This window comes from Pseudomonas sp. SBT1-2, assembly GCF_028640875.1.
Classification (GTDB): Bacteria; Pseudomonadota; Gammaproteobacteria; order Pseudomonadales; family Pseudomonadaceae; genus Aquipseudomonas; species Aquipseudomonas chlororaphis_I.
In genome coordinates, this window is the sequence record NZ_JAQZAA010000110.1 from 21365 (window position 1) to 46669 (window position 25305).

Here is a 25305-nt window from a genome sequence, read left to right on the forward strand (position 1 = left end):
ATTCATGATGAATTCGCCATTCCAGCTACTCTGGTTCAACCGATTGCAGAGGGTTCTAGATGAAAATGCTATCCCTGAGAGCGGCCATCGCTGCCGCACTGCTGAGCGTCGCCGCAGGCGTCTCGGCCAAGCCCTTGGTGGTCTGTACCGAAGCCAGCCCGGAAGGCTTCGATATGGTCCAGTACACGACTGCAGTCACTGCCGACGCGGTGGCGGAAACCATCTTCAACCGCCTGGTGGACTTCAAGCCCGGCACCACGGACATCGAGCCAGCCCTGGCCGAGTCCTGGGAGATCAGCCCGGACGGCCTGACCTACACCTTCCACCTGCGCAAAGGCGTCAAGTTCCACAGCACCGATTACTTCACGCCGACCCGCGAGATGAACGCCGACGACGTGCTCTGGAGCTTCCAGCGCCAGTTGGACCCGAAACACCCGTGGCATGACAAGTCCAGCGTGGGCTTCCCCTATTTCGAGAGCATGGGCTTCAAGGAGCTGCTCAAAAGCGTCGAGAAAACCGACGACCACACCGTGGTCTTCACCCTGACCCGTCGCGAAGCCCCCTTCCTGGCCGACGTGGCCATGGCCTTCGCCTCGATCTTCCCGGCCGAATACGCCGACCAGCTGCTCAAGGCCGGCAAGCCCGGCGACCTCAACAGCAAGCCGATCGGCACCGGCCCGTTCATCTTCCAGCGCTACGCCAAGGACGCCCAGGTGCGGTTCAAGGCCAACCCGGACTACTTCCGTGGCAAGCCGCCAGCCGACGCGCTGATCCTGGCGATCACCACCGATAACAACGTGCGCCTGCAGAAACTCAAGGCCAACGAGTGCCAGGTCGCCCTGTATCCGAAACCCGACGACATCCCGAGCATCAAGGCCGACACCAACCTGAAGGTCGACGACCTGGCCGCCATGACCGTGGGCTACGTCGCCCTGAACACCACCAAGAAATACATGAGCGACCCGCGTGTCCGTCAGGCCATCAACATTGCCTTCGACAAGGAAGCCTACGTCAACAGCCTGTACGGCAAGGGCAACGCGGTGGTCGGCACCGGCCCCTACCCGCCGACCCTGCTGGGCTTCAACGCCAGCCTGGGCAACCCGGCCCGCGACCTGGACAAGGCCCGCGCCCTGATCAAGGAAGCCGGCGTGCCGGAAGGCACGGTCTTCACCCTGTTCACCCGCAACGGCGGCGGCCCGACCAACCCCAACCCGCTGCTCGGCGCGCAGATGATGCAGTCCGACCTGGCGAAGATCGGCCTCAAGATCGACATCCGCGTCATGGAATGGGGCGAGATGCTCAAGCGCGCCAAGAACGGCGAGCACGACATGGTTTCCGCCGGCTGGGCGGGGGATAACGGGGACCCGGACAACTTCCTGACCCCCAACCTCAGTTGCGAGGCCGCCAAAAACGGCGAAAACTACGCTCGCTGGTGCAATAAAGCGTTCCAGAGCCTGATCGATCAGGCCCGCGCCGAGTCCGAGCCGGCCAAACGGACCGCACTCTATGAACAGGCCCAGGACATTTTCGACAAGGAACAACCCTGGATCCCCATGGCCTATCCGAAAATGTTCACCGCAATGCGCAAGAACGTCGAGGGCTACCACCAGAGCCCCCTGACCACCAACAACTTCGCTACCACCCAGGTGAAGTAGATAAGAAACGCCCGGCATCCCTGACCCCAGGGATGCCGGACACGCCTAACCGGCTGATGAGGTACACCAGAAGATGTTTAGTTTTATTGCCCGCCGTGTGGGGTTGTTGATTCCCACATTCTTCGGCATCACCTTGCTGACGTTCGCATTGATTCGCATGATTCCCGGCGATCCCGTGGAAGTCATGATGGGCGAGCGCCGGGTAGACCCTGAGATGCATGCCCAGGCAATGGAACGCCTTGGTCTGAACAAACCGCTGTATGCCCAGTACCTGGACTACATCGGCAAACTCGCCCAGGGCGACCTGGGTGAATCCCTGCGGACTCGCGAGAGTGTGTGGACCGAATTCACTTCCCTGTTCCCGGCGACCCTGGAACTGGCCTCGGCCGCGATGCTGTTCGCCGCCGTGATCGGCCTGCTGGCCGGGGTTATCGCCGCGCTGAAACGAGGATCGCTGTTCGACCACGGGGTGATGGGCATCTCCCTCGCGGGCTACTCGATGCCGATCTTCTGGTGGGGCCTGATCCTGATCATGTTCTTCTCCGTGAGCCTGGGCTGGACCCCGGTTTCCGGACGGCTCGACCTGCTCTACGACATCGAGCCGAAAACCGGCTTCATGCTCATCGACACCCTGCTGGCCGATGACACCAGCGCCTTCTTCGACGCCCTGCACCACCTGATCCTGCCGGCCATCGTGCTCGGCACCATTCCGCTGGCGGTGATCGCGCGGATGACCCGTTCCTCGATGCTCGAAGTGCTGCGCGAAGACTACATCCGCACCGCCAAGGCCAAGGGCCTGTCGCCCGCCCGCGTGGTGTTCGTGCACGGCCTGCGCAACGCGCTGATCCCGGTGCTGACCGTGGTCGGCCTGCAAGTCGGCACCCTGCTGGCCGGCGCGGTCCTGACCGAAACCATCTTCTCCTGGCCCGGCATCGGCAAATGGCTGATCGAAGCCATCGGCGCCCGGGACTACCCCGTGGTGCAGAACGGCATCCTGTTGATCGCCTGCCTGGTGATCCTGGTCAACTTCGTGGTGGACATCCTCTACGGCTTTGCCAACCCACGCATTCGCCACCAGCGCTGAGGACAATACTCATGAGCACTCCAACCTCCTCAGTAGCCGTATCCGCCGTGGCCGTGGATCAAAGCCTGCTGTACCCCTCGCCGTACAAGGAATTCTGGCAGGCGTTCTCGCGCAACAAGGGCGCGGTGGCCGGCCTGCTGTTCATGCTGCTGGTGATCTTCTGCGCGATCTTCGCGCCCTGGGTCGCCCCGCATAACCCGAGCGAGCAATACCGCGACTTCCTGCTGACCCCGCCGGTCTGGCTCGAAGGCGGCCAATGGCAATTCATCCTCGGCACCGACGAACTGGGCCGTGACCTGCTGTCGCGCCTGATCACCGGTTCGCGCCTGTCGCTGCTGATCGGCCTGTCGTCAGTGGTCATGTCGCTGATCCCGGGCATCCTCCTGGGCCTGTTCGCCGGGTTCTTCCCGCGCCTGCTCGGGCCGACCATCATGCGCCTGATGGACATCATGCTGGCCCTGCCGTCCCTGCTGCTGGCCGTGGCGATCGTCGCCATCCTCGGCCCAGGCCTGATCAACACCGTGATCGCCATCGCCGTGGTATCGCTGCCGTCCTACGTGCGCCTGACCCGCGCCGCGGTGATGGGCGAGCTCAACCGCGACTACGTGACCGCTGCGCGCCTGGCCGGTGCCGGCCTGCCGCGCCTGATGTTCATCACCGTGCTGCCCAACTGCATGGCGCCGCTGATCGTCCAGGCGACCCTGAGCTTCTCCTCGGCGATCCTCGATGCCGCGGCCCTGGGCTTCCTCGGCCTTGGCGTCCAGCCGCCCACCCCCGAGTGGGGCACCATGCTGGCCTCGGCCCGCGACTACATCGAACGCGCCTGGTGGGTGGTGAGCCTGCCCGGTCTGACCATTTTGCTCAGCGTGCTGGCAATCAACCTGATGGGCGACGGCCTGCGCGATGCGCTGGACCCGAAACTCAAGAACGCCGCCTGAGGAGATTCCCATGTCACTGCTAGAAATCAAGAATCTCAACGTGCGCTTCGGCGACGCCCAGGCCGTTCCCGTGGTGGATGGCCTGGACCTGAACGTGGACAAGGGCGAAGTCCTGGCCATCGTCGGCGAATCCGGCTCCGGCAAGTCCGTGACCATGATGGCGCTGATGGGGCTGATCGAGCATCCTGGCATCGTCACCGCCGACGCCCTCAGCTTCGACGGCAAGGACATGCTCAAGCTCAGCGCCCGGCAACGCCGGCAGATCGTCGGCAAGGACCTGGCCATGGTCTTCCAGGACCCGATGACCGCGCTGAACCCGAGCTACACCGTGGGCTTCCAGATCGAGGAAGTGCTGCGCCTGCACCTGAAGATGTCCGGCAAGGCGGCCCGCAAGCGCGCCATCGAACTGCTGGAAAAAGTCGAGATCCCGGGCGCCGCCAGCCGCATGGACGCCTACCCGCACCAACTGTCCGGTGGCATGAGCCAGCGCGTGGCGATTGCCATGGCGATTGCCGGCGAGCCGAAACTGCTGATCGCCGACGAACCGACCACCGCCCTGGACGTGACCATCCAGGCGCAGATCATGGACCTGCTGCTCAACCTGCAACGCGAGCAGAACATGGGCCTGGTGCTGATCACCCACGACCTGGCCGTGGTCGCCGAAACCGCCCAGCGCGTGTGCGTGATGTACGCCGGGCAAGCGGTGGAAGTGGGCAAGGTGCCGGAGTTGTTCGACATCCCCGCCCACCCCTACACCGAAGCGTTGCTGGCTGCGATTCCCGAGCACAGCATGGGCGCGGCGCGCCTGTCGACCCTGCCGGGCATCGTTCCCGGTCGCTACGACCGTCCGCAAGGTTGCCTGCTCTCGCCACGCTGCCCGTACGTGCAGGAAAACTGCCGTCAGCAGCGTCCAAGCCTCGACCCGAAAGCCGCCAGCCTCGCACGCTGCTTCTACCCGCTGAATCAGGAGGTGGCGTAATGGCCGTCGTTCTTACCGCCCGCAACCTGACCCGCCACTACGAAGTGTCCCGCGGCCTGTTCAAGGGCCATGCGACCGTGCGCGCCCTCAACGGCGTGTCGTTCGAGCTGGAAGCCGGCAAGACCCTCGCGGTGGTCGGCGAGTCCGGCTGCGGCAAATCCACCCTGGCCCGCGCCCTGACCCTGATCGAAGAGCCGTCCTCCGGGTCCTTGAAAATCGCCGGCCAGGAAGTCGCCGGCGCCGACAAGGCCCAGCGCAAGCAACTGCGCAAAGACGTGCAGATGGTGTTCCAGAGCCCCTACGCCTCGCTCAACCCACGGCAGAAGATCGGCGATCAACTGGCCGAACCGCTGCTGATCAACACCAAGCTGTCGGCCAGCGAACGGCGGGAAAAGGTCCAGGCGATGATGAAGCAGGTGGGCCTGCGCCCCGAGCATTATCAGCGCTACCCGCACATGTTCTCCGGTGGCCAGCGCCAGCGTATCGCCCTGGCGCGGGCGATGATGCTGCAACCGAAAGTGCTGGTGGCGGACGAACCGACCTCGGCCCTCGACGTGTCGATCCAGGCCCAGGTACTGAACCTGTTCATGGACCTGCAGCAGGAGTTCAACACCGCCTACGTGTTCATCTCCCACAACCTGGCGGTGGTGCGTCACGTCGCCGACCACGTGATGGTGATGTACCTCGGCCGGCCGGTGGAAATGGGCCCGAAAGAGGACATCTACACCCGTCCCCTGCACCCTTACACCCAGGCGCTGCTGTCGGCCACGCCGACCATTCACCCGGACCCGGACAAGCCGAAGATCAAGATCGTCGGTGAGCTGCCCAACCCGCTGAACCCGCCATCCGGCTGCGCTTTCCACAAGCGCTGCCCGTATGCCACCGAGCGTTGCAGCAGCGAAGAGCCGGCCCTGCGCCTGCTCGACACCCGCCAGGTGGCCTGCCACTACGCCGAACAGTTCCTCGGCTGACCCGGCAAGAAAAAGGCGCCGCGGTTGCCCGCGGCGCCTGATCAGTGTTGACCAAGCCCCTTCTGTCGGATTGCGCATCAGTCCGGCAGAGGGGGTTTTCTTTTTTCCGCAGACGCAAGCTCAGCCCTGGCTAGCCTCGTCTTCGCTGTCGGTATCCGGCTCGTCGGTGGTCGAATCGTCATCGTCCGCGCTGCCACCCTGCCCCTGATCACCCGGCTCGGATTCCGACTTGGCGATCATCTGCACCCCGTTCTGCAGATGCCCAGGCCCCCAGAAACCCGGCACCCGCGCCGCCTGGTCACTGGCCCAGGCCGCAGACAGGCCGAGCGACAACAGCACCAGCACCTTGAGCAGCAGCACAACCCGTTGGAAAGCATTCATGTTGATTCCGTCCCTTTGCGTAGGTGAATCAATAATGGCCACAGGCCCTGACCTGCAAGGCGAGGCTTCGTATGAAACCTAGCCCCGAAGGCGGCGCTTTGCCAGATAGCAAGCTATCTATCCGCCCACTGGATAGACGGCTTTCGACTAGGCCTTAAAACCTGCGGTTATGCCTCGCTCCTACGGGGGTATGCGGGATTTGATTCGCGATCTACAAGCACACCACGTATCTGTAGGAACTGCCGGTCGACGCTCGATTGCCCGCGATGGCGTCCATTCGGGCAATGGGATTCCGGCAGAATAGTGGTGGCAGGTTTTGGGGCTGCTACGCAGCCCATCGCGAGCAAGCTTCGCTCCTACAGCAGCATGCGCGGTTCGATCCCTGCCCTAAAGGGTGTGCGGGCATCACCTATCCACGGGCACAAAAAAGCCCCGCGGTTTGGGGCCGCGGGGCTTTTTTGTGAGGCGTCGCTCAGACCTTAGTGATGCTCGCGGGTCGCGCGGAATTTCACGTCGGGCCAGCGCTCTTCCATCAGCGCCAGGTTGACCCGGGTCGGGGCCAGGTAGGTCAGGTGACCGCCGCCGTCCAGCGCCAGGTTTTCCACGGCCTTGTTGGCGAATTCCTCGAGCTTCTTCTTGTCGCTGCAATCGATCCAGCGCGCGGACCACACGGTAATCGGCTCGTAGGAGCACTCGACCTTGTATTCCTCTTTCAGGCGGCTGGCGACCACATCGAACTGCAGCACACCAACGGCGCCGAGAATGATGTCGTTGCTGCGCTCGGGGAAGAACACCTGGGTCGCGCCTTCTTCGGCCAGCTGTTGCAGGCCCTGGCGCAGTTGCTTGGATTTCAGCGGATCCTTCAGGCGCACGCGGCGGAACAACTCCGGGGCGAAGTGTGGGATGCCGGTGAAGCCCAGGGCCTCGCCTTCGGTGAAGGTATCGCCGATCTGGATGGTGCCGTGGTTGTGCAGGCCGATGATGTCGCCAGCGTAGGCTTCTTCGAGCTGTTCACGCTCGGAGGAGAAGAAGGTCAGCGCATCGCCGATGCGCACGTCCTTGCCGGTGCGCACGTGGCGCATCTTCATGCCTTTCTCGTACTTGCCCGAGCAGATGCGCATGAAGGCGATCCGGTCGCGGTGTTTCGGGTCCATGTTCGCCTGGATCTTGAACACGAAGCCTGTGAACTTCTCTTCCTGTGGCTCGACGGTGCGCTCGTTGGCCACGCGTGCCAGCGGCAGCGGCGCCCAGTCGACGACGGCGTCGAGCACGTGGTCCACACCGAAGTTGCCCAGGGCGGTACCGAAGAACACCGGGGTCAGCTGGCCGTCCATGAACTCCTGCTGGTCGAACTCGTGGCAGGCGCCCTGCACCAGTTCCAGCTGCTCGATGAAGCGCTCGTACTCGTCACCCAGGTGGGCACGGGCTTCATCGGAATCGAGCTTCTCGATGATCTTGGTTTCAGTGCGCTCGTGGCCGTGGCCGGCGGTGTAGACAATGATGTAGTCGCCCGCCAGGTGGTACACGCCCTTGAAGTCGCGGTAGCAACCGATCGGCCAGGTGATGGGCGCCGCCTTGATCTTCAGGACCGCTTCGATTTCGTCGAGCAGTTCGATCGGGTCGCGGATGTCACGGTCGAGTTTGTTGATGAAGCTGACGATCGGCGTGTCGCGCAGACGGCAGACGTCCATCAGGGCGATGGTCCGTGGCTCTACGCCCTTACCGCCGTCGAGCACCATCAGCGCCGAGTCCACCGCGGTCAGGGTGCGGTAGGTGTCTTCCGAGAAGTCTTCGTGGCCCGGGGTGTCGAGCAGGTTGATCATGTGTTCGCGATAAGGGAACTGCATGACCGACGTGGTAATGGAAATACCCCGCTGCTTCTCCATCTCCATCCAGTCGGAGGTGGCGTGGCGGTCGGACTTGCGGGATTTCACCGTACCGGCAACGGCAATCGCCTTGCCCATCAGCAAGAGCTTCTCGGTGATGGTGGTTTTACCCGCATCCGGGTGGGAAATAATGGCGAAAGTGCGGCGTTTCGCGACTTCGGCGGCCTGTTTGGTCATGGGAAATCGCCTGGCAGGTGATTCAAAAAAAGGGCGGCGAGTATAGCGCAAAGCAAGCTCCACGGACCACCGTTCGGCCTGGAGCCTCTGCAACCCTTGCCCTGTACGTTCCCTGTAGCCGCTGCCGAGCGCAGCGAGGCTGCGATCGAGCTGGGCGGCATTCCGATGTAGCGCTCGCAAACACTGAATACACGGTTTGACTGAACCACCGCGTCGCCTGGTTTTGCGACGGCTGCGCCGCCGATCGCAGCCTCGCTGCGCTCGGCAGCGGCTACAGGCGGCTACAGGCGGCCAGGCATCAGAGATATCGGAGTAATGGGATTGAGGGTGGCCAAACGTTGCCAAATATGGAACCTTTTAAAAGGTGGAGGCGTCCACTCCCCTGTTACGAGCTTTCGTCAGGGGTAGAAAAATCAGCAAGTTAGCCTGACGAGGCTATGCGTATGGCTCGATCCCGCGCTGTTTCCAGCGCAGCGACGAGCTGCTTCTCGCGACCGTTCTTTTGGCAGCCAGGTATGGCCTTGCCACACGAAAGAAGGCTCGCCGACATAAAAAAGGAGTCCGCCTGTGGCTATTCGCTATGGCAAAGGGCTGATAGGAGGCGCGGCGGTCATCGCTCTCCTGGCCCTGCTGGTCCACTGGATCGGCATCAGTACGATCGAACACTACCGCGACGATCTGTTGTTTTACCTGCAAGCCCATCTGTACCTGGTACTCGCTTCAATGTTCGCCGCCCTCGTGGTGGGGATACCCGCCGGCATCTTCCTCAGCCGACCGCAGATGGTCGGGCGTGCCGAGCGCTTCATGCAGTTGTTCAACATCGGCAACACCGTCCCTCCCCTGGCCGTCCTGGCCATCGCCCTGGGGATCCTCGGCATCGGCAGCGGGCCGGCCATCTTCGCTTTGTTCCTCGCCTCCTTGCTGCCCATTGTGCGCAACACCTACGAAGGTCTGAAAAACGTCCAGGGTTCCCTCAAGGAAGCCGCCGTCGGCATCGGTATGACGCCGCGCCAGGTGCTGTGGAAAGTCGAGCTGCCCAACGCCGTGCCGATCATCGTCGGTGGCGTGCGCGTGGCCCTGGCGATCAACGTCGGCACCGCGCCGCTGGCCTTCCTGATCGGCGCCAACAGCCTCGGCAGCCTGATCTTCCCCGGCATCGCCCTGAACAATCAGCCGCAACTGCTGCTCGGCGCGGCCTGCACCGCCTTGCTGGCCCTGCTGCTCGACGGCCTGGTGACACTGGCCAGCCGCCTCTGGCTGGAACGCGGCCTGCGCCCGTCTTAAGCCTGCGCGAAGGAATTCACATGAAAAAAATAGCTTTGATCATAGGCTGCGTCCTGCTGTGCGCGGGAATTGCCCAAGCCGCGCAAAAGCCGGTGATCCGCATCGGCGCCCGGGTCTTCACCGAGCAGACGCTGCTGGCGGAAATCACCTCGCAGTACCTGCGCAGCAAGGGCTACGACACCCGGGTCACCGGCGGCCTGGGCAGCAACCTGGCGCGCAGCGCCCACGAAAGCGGGCAGCTGGACATGCTCTGGGAATACACCGGGGTGTCCCTGGTGGCCTACAACCACGTGACGGAAAAACTCGACAGCCAAGAGTCCTATGAGCGGGTCAAGGAACTCGACGGGAAAAAAGGCCTGGTCTGGCTGACGCCGTCGAAGTTCAGCAATACCTACGCCCTGGCCCTGCCGAAAAACGTCGCGGACGCATACCCGCAGATCAACAGCGTCAGCGACCTGAAACACGTCCTCGACGCCGAACGCCAGGACCACCACCTGATCGCCCTGGACACCGAGTTCGCCAACCGCTCCGACGGCCTGCAAGGCATGGTCGAGCTGTACGGCATGGACCTGACCCGCAGGAACATCCGGCAGATGGACGCCGGGCTGGTCTACACCGCCCTGCGTAACGGCCAGGTGTTCGCCGGCCTGGTCTACACCACCGACGGCCGACTCAATGCCTTCAATCTGAAGTTGCTGAACGACGACCTGCATTACTTCCCCGACTACACCGCGGCCCCCGTGGTGCGCCAGGCCTACCTCGACGCCCATCCGCAACTGGCCGCTGATCTCAAGCCGCTGGCCGAACTGTTCGACGACCAGACCATGCGCCAGCTCAACGCCCGGGTCGACGTCGACCATGAAAGCCCATCCGCCGTTGCCGCAGATTTCCTGCGCCAGCATCCACTGAATTGAGGGAGGAAAAAGCCATGGAATTGCTCAACGCCTTTTCCCATCTCGACTGGCAGCAAGTCATCCAGCTGACCTGGCAGCACATCACCCTGGTGGGCATCGCCGTGACCCTGGCGATCCTCTTCGGCGTGCCCCTGGGGATCCTGATGACCCGCTTCCCGACCCTGGCCGGCCCACTGCAAGCCAGCGCCACCGTGCTGCTGACCATCCCGTCGATCGCCCTGTTCGGCCTGCTGTTGCCGTTCTATTCCAAGTTCGGCCAGGGCCTGGGGCCGCTGCCGGCAATCACCGCGGTGTTTCTCTATTCCCTGCTGCCGATCATGCGCAACACCTACCTGGCGCTGACCGGCGTCGAGCCAGGGATCCGCGAAGCCGCCCGCGGCATCGGCATGACCTTCGGCCAGCGCCTGCGCATGGTCGAGTTGCCGATCGCCGTGCCGGTGATCCTCGCCGGCGTGCGCACCGCCGTGGTGATGAACATCGGCGTCATGACCATCGCCGCCACCATCGGCGCCGGCGGCCTGGGTGTGCTCATTCTTGCTTCCATCAGCCGCAGCGACATGTCGATGCTGATCGTCGGCGCGGTGCTGGTCAGTCTCCTGGCCATCTTCGCCGACCTGCTTCTGCAATGGCTGCAACGCTCCTTGACTCCAAAAGGACTGCTCAAATGATCGAACTTCAGAACCTGACCAAGACCTTCCAAAGCAACGGCAAGACCATCACCGCCGTTGACTCCGTAAGCCTGACCGTCAATGAAGGCGAAATCTGCGTGTTCCTCGGGCCATCGGGTTGCGGCAAAAGCACCACGCTGAAAATGATCAACCGCCTGATCATGCCGACCTCGGGCAAGGTGCTGATCAACGGCGAGGACACCACCGGCCTGGACGAAGTGACCCTGCGCCGCAACATCGGCTACGTGATCCAGCAGATCGGCCTGTTCCCCAACATGACCATCGAGGAAAACATCGTGGTGGTGCCGCGTCTGCTGGGCTGGGACAAACAGAAATGCCACGAGCGCGCCCGCGAGCTGATGAGCATGATCAAGCTCGAACCCAAGCAGTACCTGCATCGTTATCCCCGCGAGCTGTCCGGTGGCCAGCAACAGCGGATCGGGGTGATCCGGGCGCTGGCGGCCGATGCGCCACTGCTGCTGATGGACGAACCTTTCGGCGCGGTCGACCCGATCAACCGCGAGATGATCCAGAACGAGTTCTTCGAGATGCAACGGGCGCTGAACAAGACCGTGATCATGGTCAGCCACGACATCGACGAAGCCATCAAGCTCGGCGACAAGATCGCCATCTTCCGCGCCGGCAAGCTGCTGCAGATCGATCACCCGGACACCCTGCTGGCCCATCCGGCGGACGACTTCGTCAGCAACTTCGTCGGCCAGGACAGCACCCTCAAGCGCCTGCTGCTGGTGAAGGCCGAGGACGCCGCCGACAACGCGCCGTCGGTCAGCCCGCAAACCCCGGTGGCCGACGCCCTGGAACTGATGGACGAACACGACCGCCGCTACCTGGTGGTGACCTGCGCCGAGAACAAGGCCCTGGGTTACGTGCGCCGCCGCGACCTGCACCGCCAAACCGGCACCTGCGCCCAGTACCTGCGCGAGTTCAACGCCACCGCAGCCTACGACGAACACCTGCGCATCCTGCTGTCGCGGATGTACGAGTTCAACCGTTCGTGGCTGCCGGTGCTGGACGCCGAGCGGGTGTTCCTCGGCGAAGTGACCCAGGAATCGATTGCCGCCTACCTCAGCTCCGGTCGCTCGCGGGGGATGAAGACCAATATCGTCTCGCCAGCCGAGACTGCGCTGGCCTGAGGCCTGTCCATCAACCCCGTGACATCACGCAAACGAGCCAGACCGAGGTCTGGCTCGTTTGTGCCATGACCGGAAAAACCACCACGCCCGAGTTTTTTATTCGCTGCATTTATGCATCGCAGCAGCGAGAAATCGCTGCGCGACTGCATCAACTCCCGCCCCTACCTTGAACGGCATCCCAATCATTCGAGGAAGCCCTCATGTCCCCCTCCATGTTCGCCATCGAAATCCAGCGCCCCGGCGGTCATGCTGGCCAAGGCCTTCGGCGCGTCGCGGATCTTCACCACGGTTTCCAGCGAGGAACAGCAAAAGGTCAGCCTTGCCCTGGGCGCGGACCAGGCGATCAATTACCGGCAGGAAGATTTCGTCGAGGTGATGATGCAGGCCACCGACAGCAAGGGCGTGGACGTGATCGTCGATATCATTGCCGGGGACTATGTGGCACGCAATTTCGCCGCCGCGGCGACGTACGGCAGGATCGTGCAGATCGGCGTGCACAAGGGCGCGGCCCGGGAACTGAGCCTGTTCCCCTTGCTGAGCAAACGCCTGACGCTGGTGGGCTCGACCCTGCGCTCGCGCAGCCACGACGAGAAAGCCGAAATCGTCGCCGAGCTGGAACGGCAGGTTTGGCGCTGATCAGCGCCGGCCGGGTCAAACCCTATATATTCGAGCGGTTCGCGCTGGAGGATGTGCAGCAGGCCCACCGACTGATCGACAGCGGCCGGCATATCGGCAAGATCATCCTCCAGCTCTTTACCCGCGGCTGATCAGCCCGCCAGCGCCTTGAGCACCAGCGCCGCGACCGCCCCGCCCGACGCCGGGTTCTGCCCGGTGATCAGGCGTTGATCGGCCACCGCGAAGGATGCCCAGGGCTCGGAGGCCTTCTTGTAGATCGCGCCACGCTTGAGCATTTCGTCCTCGGTCAGGTACGGCACGTACTGATCGAGTTCGGCCAGTTTCTCCTCGGCGTTGGAGAAGCCGGTGGCTTCCTTGCCCTTGAGCAGCAGGCTGCCGTCGGACAGCTGGATGTTCAGCAGGCCCACGGCACCGTGGCACACCGACGAAACGATGCCGCCCGCTTCATAGATCAAACTGGCGATCTTCTGCAGCGCCTTGTTGTCCGGGAAGTCCCAGACCACGCCATGGCCACCGGCGTAGTAGATCACCGAGTAATCCGCCGGGTTGACCTGCTCCGGTTTCAGCACCGAGCCAAGCCGGGCCATGAACGCGGCATCCTGGTACCAGGCCCAGTCGGTTTCGTCGGCCATGGCCAGGCTGTGGGGATCGATCGGTGTATAACCGCCCTTGGGGCTCACATAATCGACCGCGTAACCGGCCGCCTCGACCGCCTTGACGAAATGCACGGCTTCGCCCAGCCACAGGCCGGTGGCCCGGTTCAGCGTCGGGTACTTGGGAAAACTGGTCAGGACCACTAGCATTTTCTTGCTCATGCTTCACCTCACTGGACATGAATGGCTGCGCGGACCGGCCGCGCGGCCAAGGGAAAGCCACCTTAGCCAGCTCCACCCCGCGCACATAGCCGACGGGCCGCAACTGACTATTTCATTCTTGGAACAGCCCCACGATGTACGACCTGAACGAGCTGTACTTCTTTACCTGCATCGTCGAACACCAGGGAATAGGCGCAGCCAGCCGTAACCTGGGGATTCCCAAGTCCCGGCTCAGCCGTCACCTGAGCGCCCTCGAGGAGCGCCTCGGGGTGCGCCTGATCAACCGATCCACGCGTCAGTTCAGCGTTTCGGAGCTGGGGCTGGAGTACTACCAGCATTGCCTGGCCATGCTCGAAGGGGCCGAGGCTGCGCAGTCGCTGATCGAACACAGCCAGGCCTCCCCCAAGGGCACGGTGCGCATCGCCTGCCCCACCGCGCTGCTGAACTTCCTGGTGGCCGGCATGATCTCGCGCTTCATGGAGCGCTACCCCGAGATCAAGGTGCAGCTGGAAAGCACCAACCGCAATGTCGACCTGCTGCGTGAAGGGTTCGACATTGCCCTGCGGGTCGACGTTCCACCGCTGGAAGACAGCAGCCTGACCCTCAAGCCGCTGTCCCGCAGCCCCCAGGAACTGGTGGCCAGCCCGGCGCTGCTGGAACGCCTGGGGCCGGTGCGGGCGCTGAGCGACCTCACGGGATTTCCCAGCCTGGACCAGGGGCCGGCCAACCACAGCTATTGCTGGCACCTGGAAGATGACCAGGGGATACAGGCCTCGGTGGCGCACAGCCCGCGGCTGATCACCGACGACATGATCACCTTGCGCCGCGTCGCCCTCGAGGGCGGCGGTATCGTGCAACTGCCCAAGCTGGTGGTGTTCAAGGACATGCGCAACGGCACCTTGCATCCGGTCCTCGCCGGCTGGAAACCCAGGAGCGCCCAGGTCTATGCGCTGTTCGCCAGCCGTCGCGGCGTCATGCCCTCGGTCCGCGCGCTGCTGGATTTTCTCGCCGAGAACTTTCGCGCCCTGGACTTTGAAAATCTCTACGACGGCTATGCTTTGCGCGGCGACGAGGATGCCTGTTTCCTGACCGACTCCAGGCTCTGAACCGGCGGATCGGCAAGGTCAGCGGACAATGGCGAGGAACATCAGCCTGTCATCTGGGTCGGTTACATAAATGACTGACTCGGACCACGCGACGAACGCGTGCAAAAACGCGACATTTTTTGTTGATCTCAGGCCCCTCACGCCCTAAAGTTCGCGCCGAACGTCCATGCTGGAAACGATCCATCCGGCTCAAGTACTGACGACGAGACAGCAAGGCCAAGGGCAAATACGCCCGTGGCCTTTTTGCTTTCGGCGACATGCCTTGGGAAGTAGGCGAACCAAAGTGGGGATACGGAGGACGTTCATTTGCACCCATTGTTTTTACCCGTTTGCCATTAGGAGCTCCCAGGTATGTCGATTCAGGTCGAAGACTATTTCGCGCGCGAAACCTTTCAGAAAATGAAGGCGTTCGCCGACAAGCAAGAAACCCCGTTCGTGGTCATCGACACCCAGATGATCGCCCAGGCCTACGATGACCTGCGCGCCGGTTTCGAATTCGCCAAGGTCTACTACGCGGTAAAAGCCAACCCGGCCGTCGAAATCATCGACCTGCTGCGGGAAAAAGGTTCGAACTTCGACATCGCCTCGATCTACGAGCTGGACAAGGTGCTGGGCCGCGGCGTCAGCCCGGACCAGATCAGCTACGGCAACACCATCAAGAAATCCAAGGACATCCGCTACTTCTACGAGAAGGGCGTGCGTCTGTATGCGACCGACTCCGAAGCCGACCTGCGCAACATCGCCAAGGCCGCGCCGGGCTCGAAAGTCTATGTGCGGATCCTCACCGAAGGCTCGACCACCGCTGACTGGCCGCTGTCGCGCAAGTTCGGCTGCCAGACCGACATGGCGATGGACCTGCTGATCCTCGCCCGCGACCTGGGCCTGGTGCCTTACGGCGTGTCGTTCCACGTGGGTTCGCAACAGCGCGACATCAGCGTCTGGGACGCGGCGATCGCCAAGGTCAAGGTGATCTTCGAACGCCTGAAGGAAGAAGACGGCATCCACCTCAAGCTGATCAACATGGGTGGCGGCTTCCCGGCCAACTACATCACCCGCACCAACAGCCTGGAAACCTACGCCGAGGAAATCATCCGCTTCCTCAAGGAAGACTTCGGCGACGAGCTGCCGGAAATCATCCTCGAGCCAGGCCGTTCGCTGATCGCCAACGCCGGCATCCTGGTCAGCGAAGTGGTGCTGGTAGCGCGTAAATCCCGCACCGCCGTGGAGCGCTGGATCTACACCGACGTGGGCAAGTTCTCCGGCCTGATCGAAACCATGGACGAAGCCATCAAGTTCCCGATCTGGACCGAGAAGAAAGGCGAGACGGAGGAAGTGGTCATTGCCGGTCCGACCTGCGACAGCGCCGACATCATGTACGAGAACTACAAGTACGGACTGCCGCTGAACCTGGCCATCGGCGACCGCCTGTACTGGCTGTCCACCGGTGCCTACACCACCAGCTACAGCGCTGTGGAATTCAACGGCTTCCCGCCACTGAAATCCTTCTACGTGTAAGCGCCACGCCGTAACGAAAAAGCCCATGACGTGTCATGGGCTTTTTTATGCCTGCGAAATGGCGGTGGCTTGCGTCTATGTAGCGCACGCATTGCCTCTGTAGGAGCGAAGCTTGCTCGCGATAGGCCGAAGGCCGGTGGCGGCCTTGATACCGTCATCGCGGGCAAGCCTCGCTCCTACAGAAGCTACAGCTGGGCTAACGCCTCGCGGTCGGTTTCGTCACCCAGCTCTGCCGCACGCTGGTGATAAGCCAGGGCCAGGCCGCGGATCTGCGGATGGGCCGCCTGCAACAAAGCGCCACGGGCGACCCGCAGGAAGTTCAGGTTGCCGCCTTCCAGAGCCTTGCCCAGCCAACCCAGCGCCTCGTCGATACGCCCGGCATCGGCCAGCACCGCAGCGTGGCTGAACTGCCCACGGAAATCCCCGCCCTCGGCGGAACGGCGATACCAGTCGCAGGCCGCCGCGACATCCCTGGGGCAGTGACGCCCCTCCTCCAGATAGCGGCCCAGCAGGTTCATGGATTTGGCATGGCCCATGGCGGCCGCGCGCTGGTAGCAGTTCAAGGCCAGGGCGTGGTTTTCAGCGACTCCGCGACCGGTGGCCAGCAGGTTGGCGTAGTTGTACAGCGCCCAGTCCAGCCCGGCTTCGGCCGCCTGGCGATAATGCCCGGCAGCCGCCTTGGCATCGGCCTCGCAGCCCCAACCGTGCTCACAGCAGCGCCCCAGCATGTTGCGCGCCATCAGGTGCCCGCCCTTGGCGGCGATCGTGAACCAGCGCAGCGCCAGCGCCTGGTCGCGCTCGATACCCAGGCCGTCGAGGAGGATCTGCCCGAGCAGCGCCTGGGCATCCAGCACGCCCTCCCCGGCCGCCAGCAGGATCGCCTGGGCGGCCCGGGCCGGGCTCTGTTCGAGCATGGCGCGCAGTTGCTCGCCGTCGAGGACTTCCTCGCGGCGTAACTGGAAACTCACGGTCTACACCTCGACCCAGCGGCGCAACAGGTTGTGGTAGGTGCCGGTCAGGCGGATCAGCGACGGATGATCCGGCATGTCGCGGGTCAGTTGCTGGATCGCCTCGTCCATCTCGAACAGCAGGGCGCGCTGGCTGTCTTCGCGCACCAGGCTCTGGGTCCAGAAGAACGACGCATAACGGGTGCCGCGGGTGACCGCATTGACCTTGTGCAGGCTGGTACCCGGGTACAGCACCATGTCGCCGGCCGGCAGCTTCACCCGCTGGGTGCCGAAGGTGTCCTGGATTTCCAGCTCGCCGCCGTCGTAGTCCTCCGGGTCGCTGAAAAACAGGGTCGAGGACAGGTCGGTCCGCACCCGCTCGACGCTGCCCTTGGGCTGGCGCACGGCGTTATCGATATGGAAGTCGAAACTGCCACCGGCGGTGTAGCAGTTGAGCAGCGGCGGGAACACCTTGTGCGGCAGCGCCGCCGACATGAAGCGCGGGTGCTGCCACAGGCGCTCGAGCATCGCCGCGCCGATCTCCTGGGCCAGCGGGTGGCCTTCGGGCAGCTGCAGGTTGTGCTTGGCCTTGGCCGACTGGTAACCGGCGGTGATCTTGCCATCGGCCCAGTCCGCCTGCTCCAGGGCCTCACGAATACGCAGCACTTCTTCACGGGAGAACAGGCCGGGAATATGCAGGAGCATGAGGCAATACCTGAAAGCAAAGGGGTGCAAATGATATTGATTCTTATTGCAAATGTAAAATGCGCAGACGAATGAAAACGTAAAAACCGTAAAGCGAAATTGTAAAGAATGTAAATTCTGCGCGAATAGCAATATTTCGCAATTGATACAAATACTTGTTCGCCTTATATTCCGCCGCCTCAAATCCTTGGGGAGGGGAATCACCATGTCGCGCCAACAACCACCATTACCGCTCGGTTCACCACGCCTGCTGGCGTCTGCAATTGGCGTGGCGATCACCGCCGGTTCCGCAGCCCATATGGCTTTTGCCGCGGAAAACACCGAGAAGAAAGCCGCCGGCAATGCCATTTCCCTGGATGCCACCAGCATCACCGGCGAAGCCCAGGACCAGACGTCCTACCAGGTCGAAAAGGCCTCGTCGCAGAAGTACACCGCGCCGCTGGTCAACACCCCGCGCTCGGTCACCGTGGTGCCTCAACAAGTCCTCAAGGACACCGCCGCCACCTCGCTGCAGGATGCGCTGCGCACTGTGCCGGGCATTACCTTCGGCGCCGGTGAAGGCGGCAACCCGCAAGGCGACCGTCCGTTCATCCGCGGCTTCGACGCCCAGGGCGACACCTACCTCGATGGCGTGCGCGACACCGGCGGCCAGAGCCGCGAGATCTTCGACATCGAATCGATCGAAGTCAGCAAGGGCCCCAATTCCTCCTTCGGCGGTCGCGGCTCGGCCGGCGGCAGCCTCAACCTGGTGAGCAAGACGCCCAAGCAGCAAGACTTCCTCAACGGTGGCTTCACCTATGGCTCCGACCAGACCCGCCGTTATGTGCTGGACGTGAACCGTCAGTTCCTCGACAGCGCCGCCTTCCGCCTGAACCTGATGAGCCACGAGCAGAACGTGGCCGGTCGCGATGCCGTCAACTACGACCGCTGGGGCGTGGCACCGTCCCTGACGTTCGGCCTGGGCACCCCGACCCGCGTCAACTTCAGCTACTACCACATGGAAAGCGATGACCTGCCGGACTCGGGCATTCCCTACGGCTACAGCTCGGCCAGCGCCACCGCCCACAAGCACGACAAACCCACCGACGGCGGCAACAGCGACAACTTCTATGGCTTGAAGGATCGTGACTTCCGCAAGACCCGCGCGGACATCAGCACCATCTCCATCGAGCACGACCTGAATGACAACATGACGCTGAAAAACACCCTGCGTCATGGCAACACCGGCCAGGACTACATCCTCACCCAGCCGGACGACAGCAAGTTCAACGTCAACAAGTACGGCACCGTGTGGCGTCGCGCCAACTCGCGGGTGTCCACCACCGAAACCACCACCAACCAGACCGACCTGTTCGGCGAATTCCAGGCCCTGGGCTTCAAGCACAACTACTCCACCGGCCTTGAGTTCACCGGCGAAGAGACTCGCGTCAGCAGCTACAACATCGCCGGCAACACCGCCAAGGTCTGTAACCCGGGCAGCATCCCGAGCTGCACCTCGCTGAGCAACCCGAACCCGGACGATGCCTGGACCGGCGCCATCAGCCGCAACTACTACGGCACCAACACCAAAGCCACCAGCCGCGCGGCCTATGTGTTCGACACCATCGAGCTCGATCCGCAATGGCTGCTGAACGTCGGCCTGCGCTACGACACCTTCGACACCGTGGCCAATACCGACACCGCCACCGGGCGCACCAAGATCAAGGACGACAGCCAGTTCTGGAACTGGCAGGCCGGCCTGGTGTGGAAACCGACGGACAACGGCAGCGTCTATGCCTCCTACGCCACTTCGGCGACACCACCGGGCGGCCTGGTCGGCGAGGGAGCGGACGGCAATCCGCTGTCTGCCGGCGCCAGCGTCAGCGACCTGCAACCGGAAGAAACCGTCAACTACGAGCTGGGCACCAAGTGGGATGTGTTCAACGACCGCCTGTCCCTGACCGCCGCGGTGTTCCGTACCGAGAAGAAAAACACCCGCATCCTGGTGGACGCCCTGACCTACCAGAACGCCGGCGAGTCCCGCGTCGACGGCCTGGAGCTGTCGGCCAGCGGCAAGATCACCGACAAGTGGCAAGTCTTCGCCGGCTACAGCTACCTGAAAAGCGAGCTGGTGGACGCCGGTCTCAACGGTCGTAACGGGGTCGTCAGCGCCGGTTCGAACAAAGGCAATGAAATGCCGAACACGCCGAAAAACAGCTTCAGCCTGTGGACCACTTATGAAGTGCTGCCGAAGCTGACCATCGGCGGCGGTGCGTTCTATGTCGACGAGGTGTATGGCGATGCCGGCAACACCGTGTATGTGCCGTCCTACACCCGCTACGACGCCATGGCCAGCTACAAGCTGAGCAAGAACGTCGACCTGCAGCTGAACGTGCAGAACCTGACCGACAAGACCTACTACGACAAAGCCTACTCGGCGCACTTCGCCAACCAGGCAGCCGGCCGTACCGCCTTGTTCACCACCAACTTCCACTTCTGACGGGTTTCACCTGTAGCCGCTGCCGCAGGCTGCGATCGACCCCGAAGGGGGCGCAGGATCGTGAAATCGCTGGAGGACCTGCGTGTCGAGCGCGACCCCGGCCTATCGCAGCCTTCGGCAGCGGCTACACCCACGCAAGCCCCATCCACTTCGGTGAGTGGGGCTTTTGTGCGTAAGAAAGAATGTTTCTCGACAACTCACGGCATAATGCGCGCCGTGCACAGACTTACAGAACCAACGAGGCGGTCGATGTGTTGAAGAAAACCCTGTTCCAGTTGCACTGGTTTTTCGGCATCAGCGCCGGCCTGGTCCTGGCCTTGATGGGCATTACCGGAGCGACCGTGTCGTTCCAGGATGAAATCCTGCGTGCCCTCAACCCCTCCACACTGCAGGTGGAAAAACAGCCGGCCGGCGTCCTGCCACCCGCCGAGCTGGTGGAAAAAATCCAGGCTGCCTCGGGCAAGACCGTGTCGATGCTCACCGTGGAAGCCGACAGCGGCAATGCCGCCCGCGTCTGGTTCACCCCGCCGCCGGGCCAGCGCCGCGGCGAAATGCGCTATTTCGACCCCTACACCGGCGAATTCATGGGCGCCGCCCTGGGCCAGGACTTCTTCGGCCTGATGCTGCAGCTGCACCGTTTCCTGGCCATGGGCGACAGCGGCCGGCAGATCACCGGCGCCTGCACCCTGATCCTGATCTTCTTCTGCCTGTCCGGCCTGTACCTGCGATGGCCGCGCCAGGTGGCGAGCTGGCGCGCCTGGCTGACCCTGGACTGGGCGAAAAAAGGCCGTGGCTTCAACTGGGACCTGCACGCCGTGGCCGGGACCTGGTGCCTGCTGTTTTATCTACTGGCGGCACTGACTGGCTTGTCCTGGTCCTACGAGTGGTACAACAAGGGCCTGAACAAACTGCTGGCCGACTCGCCACAGGGCCAGCGCATGAAGGGCGGCCGGGGCGCGCCGCCCCAGGGCCCGGCGCCGACCGCCGACTACAACGCCATGTGGCTGGGCATCTACAGCACCGCCGGCAAGGACCTGAGTTCCTACAACATCCGCATGCCCGCGGTGGCCGGCCAGCCGGCGACCGTGTTCTATCTGCTCAAGCACTCGCCCCACGACCGCGCGCTGAACCAGATCACTATCGACCCGAACAGCGGCGTGGTCAGCCGCCATGACCGCTACAGCGACAAGAGCCTCAAGGCCCAGTTGCTGACCAGCATCTATGCCCTGCACGTGGGCAGCTACTTCGGCATCGTCGGGCGCATCCTGGTGACTATCGCTTCGTTGACCATGCCGCTGTTCTTTATCACCGGCTGGCTGCTGTACCTGGATCGCCGGCGCAAGAAACGCCAGATCAAGGACGCGCGCCAGGGCCTGAGCGCCGACACCGGCGATGCCTCGGCCTGGCTGATCGGCTTCGCCAGCCAGAGCGGTTTCGCCGAACAACTGGCCTGGCAGACTGCCGGACAATTGCAGGCCGCCGGCGTACCGGCCAGGGTCCAGCCGCTGGCCAGCGTCAGCGAGCAAGACCTGCTGAATACCCAGAACGCATTGTTCGTGGTCAGCACCTTCGGCGACGGCGAAGCGCCGGACAGCGCCCGGGGCTTCGAGCGCAAGGTGCTGAGCCGCGCCTTGTCCCTGGACGACCTCAAGTACGCCGTACTGGGCCTGGGCGACCGGCAATACCCGCACTTCTGCGGCTTTGCCAAGCGCCTGCATGGCTGGCTGGCCGAGCATGGCGGCAACACCCTGTTCGCCCCGGTGGAAGTCGACAGCGGCGACAGCTACGCCCTGCGCCACTGGCAACAGCAACTGGGCCAGTTGATCGGCCAGGCGCCAGTAGACCTGTGGCAGGCCCCCGCCTATGACAACTGGACCCTGAATCAACGTGTGCTGTTGAACCCGGATAGCAGCGGCTCCGGCGTCTACCTGCTGGGCCTGACGCCACCACAACCGAGCAGCTGGCTGGCCGGCGACCTGGTGGAAGTGCTGCCGCGCAACTGCGCATGGGCCATCGAGTTCTTCCTCGACGGCCTGGGCCTGGACGGCAGCGCCACGGTGCAGCTCGACGGCCTGACGGAAACCCTGACCCAGGCCTTGGCCAGCCGCCAGCTCCCGGAAAACCGTGCCCATCTGGTGGGCCTGCACGCCCAGGCACTGGTGGATGCCCTGGTGCCGCTGGCGATGCGCGAATACTCCATCGCCTCGCTGGCCAGCGACGGCCAACTGGAACTGCTGGTACGCCAGGAACGCCACCCCGACGGCAGCCTGGGCATCGGCTCCGGCTGGCTTACCGAGCACGCGCCGGTCGGCTCCAGCATCAGCCTGCGGGTGCGGCGCAACAGCGGCTTCCATCCTCCGGCCGAGCCTTGTCCGCTGATCCTGTTGGGCAACGGCACAGGCCTGGCCGGCTTGCGCAGCCTGCTCAAGGCGCGCATCGCCGAGGGCCAGCAAGACAACTGGCTGATCTTCGGCGAGCGCAACGCCGAGCATGATTTCTACTGCAAGGACGAGCTGCAGGAATGGCTGACCGCCGGCGACCTGCGCCGCCTGGACCTGGCCTTCTCCCGCGATCAGGCAGAGAAGATCTATGTCCAGGACCGCCTGCGCCAACAGGCCGAACGCCTCAAGCAATGGCTGGCCGACGGCGCCTCGATCTACATCTGCGGCAGCCTGCAAGGCATGGCCTCGGGGGTGGATCAGGTGCTCAACGAGGTGCTGGGTGCCGAGGTCGTCGAACGGCTGATCGAGCAAGGCCGCTATCGCCGGGACGTCTATTGATTCACCGCATGCTTCTGTAGGAGCGAAGCTTGCTCGCGATAGGCCGAAGGCCGGTAGCGGGCCTTGATACCGCCATCGCGGGCAAGCCTCGCTCCTACAGAAGCCGGTACGTGATCAAACCGGCTGCAACTTGCGCTCGAACACCGCCACCCCGTCCAGGTCCCGCAGGATCACCTTCAACTCCCCGCTCTGCCCTTCGATCTGCACTTCGCCGAAGAACTGGAAGCCGGCGAACGGCGAGGTGTTCTGCGCCGGTGGCGCCTTCTGGAACACCACCTCCGGGCCGAAGGTCTTGTCCAGCGCGTTGGGCCCGAAACTGCCGGCATTCAAAGGCCCGGCGACGAATTCCCAGAACGGCTCGAAATCCTGGAACGCCGCGCGGTCCGGGTGATAGTGGTGCGCCGCGCAGTAATGCACGTCCGCCGTCAGCCACACATGGTTGCGCACCTTGTGCTTGCGCAGGAACGCCAGCAGCTCGGCGATCTCCAGCTCGCGGCCCTGGGCCGGGCCCGGGTCGCCGTTGGCGATTGCCTCCCAGCGCGGCACGCCGGGGCTGACCTCGCCGTCCGGCACGCCGAGGCCGATAGGCATGTCGGCCGCCACCACCTTCCACTGCGCCTTGGAGTGCTTGAGCCCTTGCTTGAGCCAGTCCAACTGTTCGCGGCCGAGGAACGGCTTGGCCGCGCCGAGATTGTCGTCGTTGCCGCCGCGATAGCTGCGCATGTCCAGCACGAACACATCCAGCAGCGGCCCGTAGCTCAGCTTGCGATAGATCCGCCCGCCCTGGTCGGCGCTCTGCAAGCGCATCGGCGCGTATTCCAGCCAGGCCTGCCGCGCACGGCCCACCAGGGTGTGGATATCTTTAGTGGTGTAACGCTCATCCAGCACCTTGCTCGGCGACCAGTTGTTGACCACCTCATGGTCGTCCCACTGCCAGATCTGCGGCACCTCGGCGTTGAAGCGCCGCACGTTCTCGTCCAGCAGGTTGTAGCGGTAGTTGCCGCGGTATTCGTCGAGGGTCTCGGCGACCTTGCTCTTGGCCTCGGTGGTGATATTGCGCCACACCCGGCCGCTCTCGGTGGTCAGCTGCGCCGGTACCGGGCCGTCGGCGTAAATGGTGTCGCCGCTGTGGATAAAAAAGTCCGGCAGGCGCCGGCGCATGGCCTCGTAGATGCGCATGCCGCCGATGTCCGGGTTGATGCCGAAGCCCTGGCCGACGGTGTCGCCGCTCCACACAAAGCGGATATCGCGACGGGTCTGCGGCACGCTGCGCAAATGGCCGAACCAGGGCTTGCTGCGCACGCCGGTCTGGGCGTCCTCGAAATACACCCGATAAAAAATCGCCTGGTCTGTAGGCAGCCCGCCCAACTCGACCCGCGCCGTGAAGTCGGTGCGGGCATCGACCAGGGGTGAGACAAACTTGCGCGGGTTGCTGAACAGGCTGCGGGTATCCCACTCCACCACCATCCGCGCCGGCCGGTCGGTACGGCTCCAGACCATCGCCCGATCGCCGAGCAGATCCCCGGACTGCACGCCATCGACCATCTTCGGCCGGTCCTTGCCCGAGGCAATCACCGCCGGCGCCAACCCCGGCAGCAACAGCCCTGCCCCCGCCACCTGAATCAAACGCCGCCGACCGAGAGTGAAATCGCTCATGGTTGCTCCCTGACCTAATGTCAAAAGCAAACCTTAGCCAGTGTGGATGAACTGCGTATGACAAACCCCACACCCCGCCTCTACTGTAGGAGCGAGCTTGCTCGCAATGGCCGTCAACGATAACGCCACCTGTCTGATGAACTGCGGTGTTACAGCCGAGCATTGCGAGTCATGGAATAACTAAACGATTGAGGATGGCAGCTGGACGCGGGTTAGCAGACCGGGGCTCAGGAGCCCGGCGCACCCGAGGGTGCCCCACGTTCAGCCGCCAGAACAGAATCCGACTAAAGCCAATCACTGAAAAACCAGAGACAAACCCGAGGCTAGACAGCACCTTTCCCAGGCGCAAGTGGCCCAGCGTTTCTCGGAAAGGCCTTACACAAGAAAGTGAAGAGCCGCACTTTCAAACAGCGTCCTACAAGGTCCAACGCGTCATCCGAACGATCTGCTCGCGAGCAAGCTCGCTCCTACAAAAGGCCCCGATATACCCACGGTCCCTGTAGCCGCTGCCGAGCCCGCGAGGCTGCGATAGGACCGAAGGTCCTCCTGCAATCTCAAGATCCCGCGCCCTCTTC

21 protein-coding genes are annotated in these 25305 nt (G+C 63.4%); 15 read left to right on the forward strand and 6 right to left on the reverse strand.

The annotated features are described in order from the left end of the window. The first annotated feature begins 59 nt into the window (after positions 1–59). The 5 genes from PVZ78_RS25000 to PVZ78_RS25020 all read left to right on the forward strand — a co-directional run bounded on the left by PVZ78_RS25000 (position 60) and on the right by PVZ78_RS25020 (position 5627). Positions 60–1655 carry an ABC transporter substrate-binding protein gene (locus PVZ78_RS25000; protein ID WP_009046968.1) on the forward strand — a complete coding sequence of 532 codons (1596 nt, stop codon included), beginning with the start codon at positions 60–62 and terminating at the stop codon, positions 1653–1655. A 73-nt stretch (positions 1656–1728) separates the two neighbouring features. Continuing rightward, on the forward strand, positions 1729–2739 hold the full coding sequence (locus PVZ78_RS25005) for an ABC transporter permease subunit (RefSeq protein WP_009046967.1): 1011 nt from the start codon (positions 1729–1731) through the stop codon (positions 2737–2739). An 11-nt stretch (positions 2740–2750) separates the two neighbouring features. Continuing rightward, positions 2751–3677 (forward strand): ABC transporter permease subunit, encoded by a 927-nt coding sequence (locus tag PVZ78_RS25010; protein WP_007927027.1) that lies wholly within the window; start codon positions 2751–2753, stop codon positions 3675–3677. Between the two features lie 10 nt (positions 3678–3687). Continuing rightward, on the forward strand, positions 3688–4656 hold the full coding sequence (locus tag PVZ78_RS25015; protein ID WP_009046966.1) for an ABC transporter ATP-binding protein: 969 nt from the start codon (positions 3688–3690) through the stop codon (positions 4654–4656). Continuing rightward, positions 4656–5627, forward strand: coding sequence for a peptide ABC transporter ATP-binding protein (locus PVZ78_RS25020; protein ID WP_273829441.1), 972 nt, complete (start codon positions 4656–4658; stop codon positions 5625–5627). The genes PVZ78_RS25015 and PVZ78_RS25020 overlap by 1 nt, the downstream gene beginning before the upstream one ends. Before the next feature lie 120 nt (positions 5628–5747). On the opposite strand, the gene PVZ78_RS25025 is transcribed toward PVZ78_RS25020, so the two are convergent. Both PVZ78_RS25025 and PVZ78_RS25030 read right to left on the reverse strand, forming a co-directional pair. Continuing rightward, entirely contained in the window at positions 5748–6008 is a 261-nt protein-coding gene (locus PVZ78_RS25025) for a hypothetical protein (protein WP_038582122.1), read from the reverse strand. A gap of 479 nt (positions 6009–6487) precedes the next feature. Further along, positions 6488–8071, reverse strand: a complete 1584-nt coding sequence (locus tag PVZ78_RS25030; protein ID WP_009046963.1) for a peptide chain release factor 3 — start codon at positions 8069–8071, stop codon at positions 6488–6490. Positions 8072–8638: 567 nt separating this feature from the next. Here PVZ78_RS25030 and PVZ78_RS25035 point away from each other — a divergent pair. From PVZ78_RS25035 to PVZ78_RS25060, 6 genes are all read left to right on the forward strand, one after another. Then, the gene (locus tag PVZ78_RS25035; protein ID WP_025806390.1) at positions 8639–9355 is read left to right on the forward strand and encodes an ABC transporter permease; all 717 of its coding nucleotides are present in this window, start codon (positions 8639–8641) and stop codon (positions 9353–9355) included. A gap of 20 nt (positions 9356–9375) precedes the next feature. After that, entirely contained in the window at positions 9376–10269 is an 894-nt protein-coding gene (locus PVZ78_RS25040; protein ID WP_025806389.1) for a glycine betaine ABC transporter substrate-binding protein, read from the forward strand. A 14-nt stretch (positions 10270–10283) separates the two neighbouring features. Then, entirely contained in the window at positions 10284–10937 is a 654-nt protein-coding gene (locus PVZ78_RS25045) for an ABC transporter permease (RefSeq protein ID WP_025806388.1), read from the forward strand. After that, positions 10934–12091 (forward strand): osmoprotectant ABC transporter ATP-binding protein OsmV, encoded by a 1158-nt coding sequence (locus PVZ78_RS25050; protein ID WP_009046959.1) that lies wholly within the window; start codon positions 10934–10936, stop codon positions 12089–12091. Before PVZ78_RS25045 ends, PVZ78_RS25050 begins: the two co-directional genes overlap by 4 nt. Positions 12092–12337: 246 nt before the next feature. Continuing rightward, positions 12338–12727: a zinc-binding dehydrogenase gene (locus tag PVZ78_RS25055; protein ID WP_233146681.1), complete on the forward strand. Its 390-nt coding sequence runs from the start codon at positions 12338–12340 to the stop codon at positions 12725–12727. Further along, positions 12718–12858, forward strand: a complete 141-nt coding sequence (locus PVZ78_RS25060) for a zinc-binding dehydrogenase (RefSeq protein WP_009046957.1) — start codon at positions 12718–12720, stop codon at positions 12856–12858. Before PVZ78_RS25055 ends, PVZ78_RS25060 begins: the two co-directional genes overlap by 10 nt. On the opposite strand, the gene PVZ78_RS25065 is transcribed toward PVZ78_RS25060, so the two are convergent. Next, a complete protein-coding gene (locus tag PVZ78_RS25065) occupies positions 12859–13542 on the reverse strand; it encodes a type 1 glutamine amidotransferase domain-containing protein (protein ID WP_273829442.1) in 684 nt (227 codons plus the stop codon). A 134-nt stretch (positions 13543–13676) separates the two neighbouring features. Between PVZ78_RS25065 and PVZ78_RS25070 the strand changes: the two genes are divergently transcribed. Both PVZ78_RS25070 and PVZ78_RS25075 read left to right on the forward strand, forming a co-directional pair. After that, positions 13677–14648 carry a LysR substrate-binding domain-containing protein gene (locus PVZ78_RS25070; RefSeq protein WP_038630597.1) on the forward strand — a complete coding sequence of 324 codons (972 nt, stop codon included), beginning with the start codon at positions 13677–13679 and terminating at the stop codon, positions 14646–14648. A gap of 351 nt (positions 14649–14999) precedes the next feature. Further along, entirely contained in the window at positions 15000–16163 is a 1164-nt protein-coding gene (locus PVZ78_RS25075; protein WP_007923836.1) for a type III PLP-dependent enzyme, read from the forward strand. 185 nt (positions 16164–16348) lie between these two features. On the opposite strand, the gene PVZ78_RS25080 is transcribed toward PVZ78_RS25075, so the two are convergent. Next, entirely contained in the window at positions 16349–17131 is a 783-nt protein-coding gene (locus PVZ78_RS25080; protein ID WP_053268205.1) for a tetratricopeptide repeat protein, read from the reverse strand. A 3-nt stretch (positions 17132–17134) separates the two neighbouring features. Then, on the reverse strand, positions 17135–17815 hold the full coding sequence (locus PVZ78_RS25085; protein WP_016701680.1) for a Fe2+-dependent dioxygenase: 681 nt from the start codon (positions 17813–17815) through the stop codon (positions 17135–17137). 205 nt (positions 17816–18020) lie between these two features. Here PVZ78_RS25085 and PVZ78_RS25090 point away from each other — a divergent pair, with 205 nt between their 5' ends. Both PVZ78_RS25090 and PVZ78_RS25095 read left to right on the forward strand, forming a co-directional pair. After that, positions 18021–20294, forward strand: a complete 2274-nt coding sequence (locus tag PVZ78_RS25090) for a TonB-dependent receptor (RefSeq protein ID WP_273829443.1) — start codon at positions 18021–18023, stop codon at positions 20292–20294. 251 nt (positions 20295–20545) lie between these two features. Continuing rightward, positions 20546–23074 (forward strand): sulfite reductase flavoprotein subunit alpha, encoded by a 2529-nt coding sequence (locus PVZ78_RS25095; protein ID WP_273829444.1) that lies wholly within the window; start codon positions 20546–20548, stop codon positions 23072–23074. Between the two features lie 114 nt (positions 23075–23188). Here the strand turns inward: PVZ78_RS25095 and PVZ78_RS25100 are convergent, their stop codons facing one another. Continuing rightward, a complete protein-coding gene (locus tag PVZ78_RS25100; protein ID WP_009046950.1) occupies positions 23189–24730 on the reverse strand; it encodes an alkaline phosphatase D family protein in 1542 nt (513 codons plus the stop codon). Positions 24731–25305: the final 575 nt, after the last annotated feature.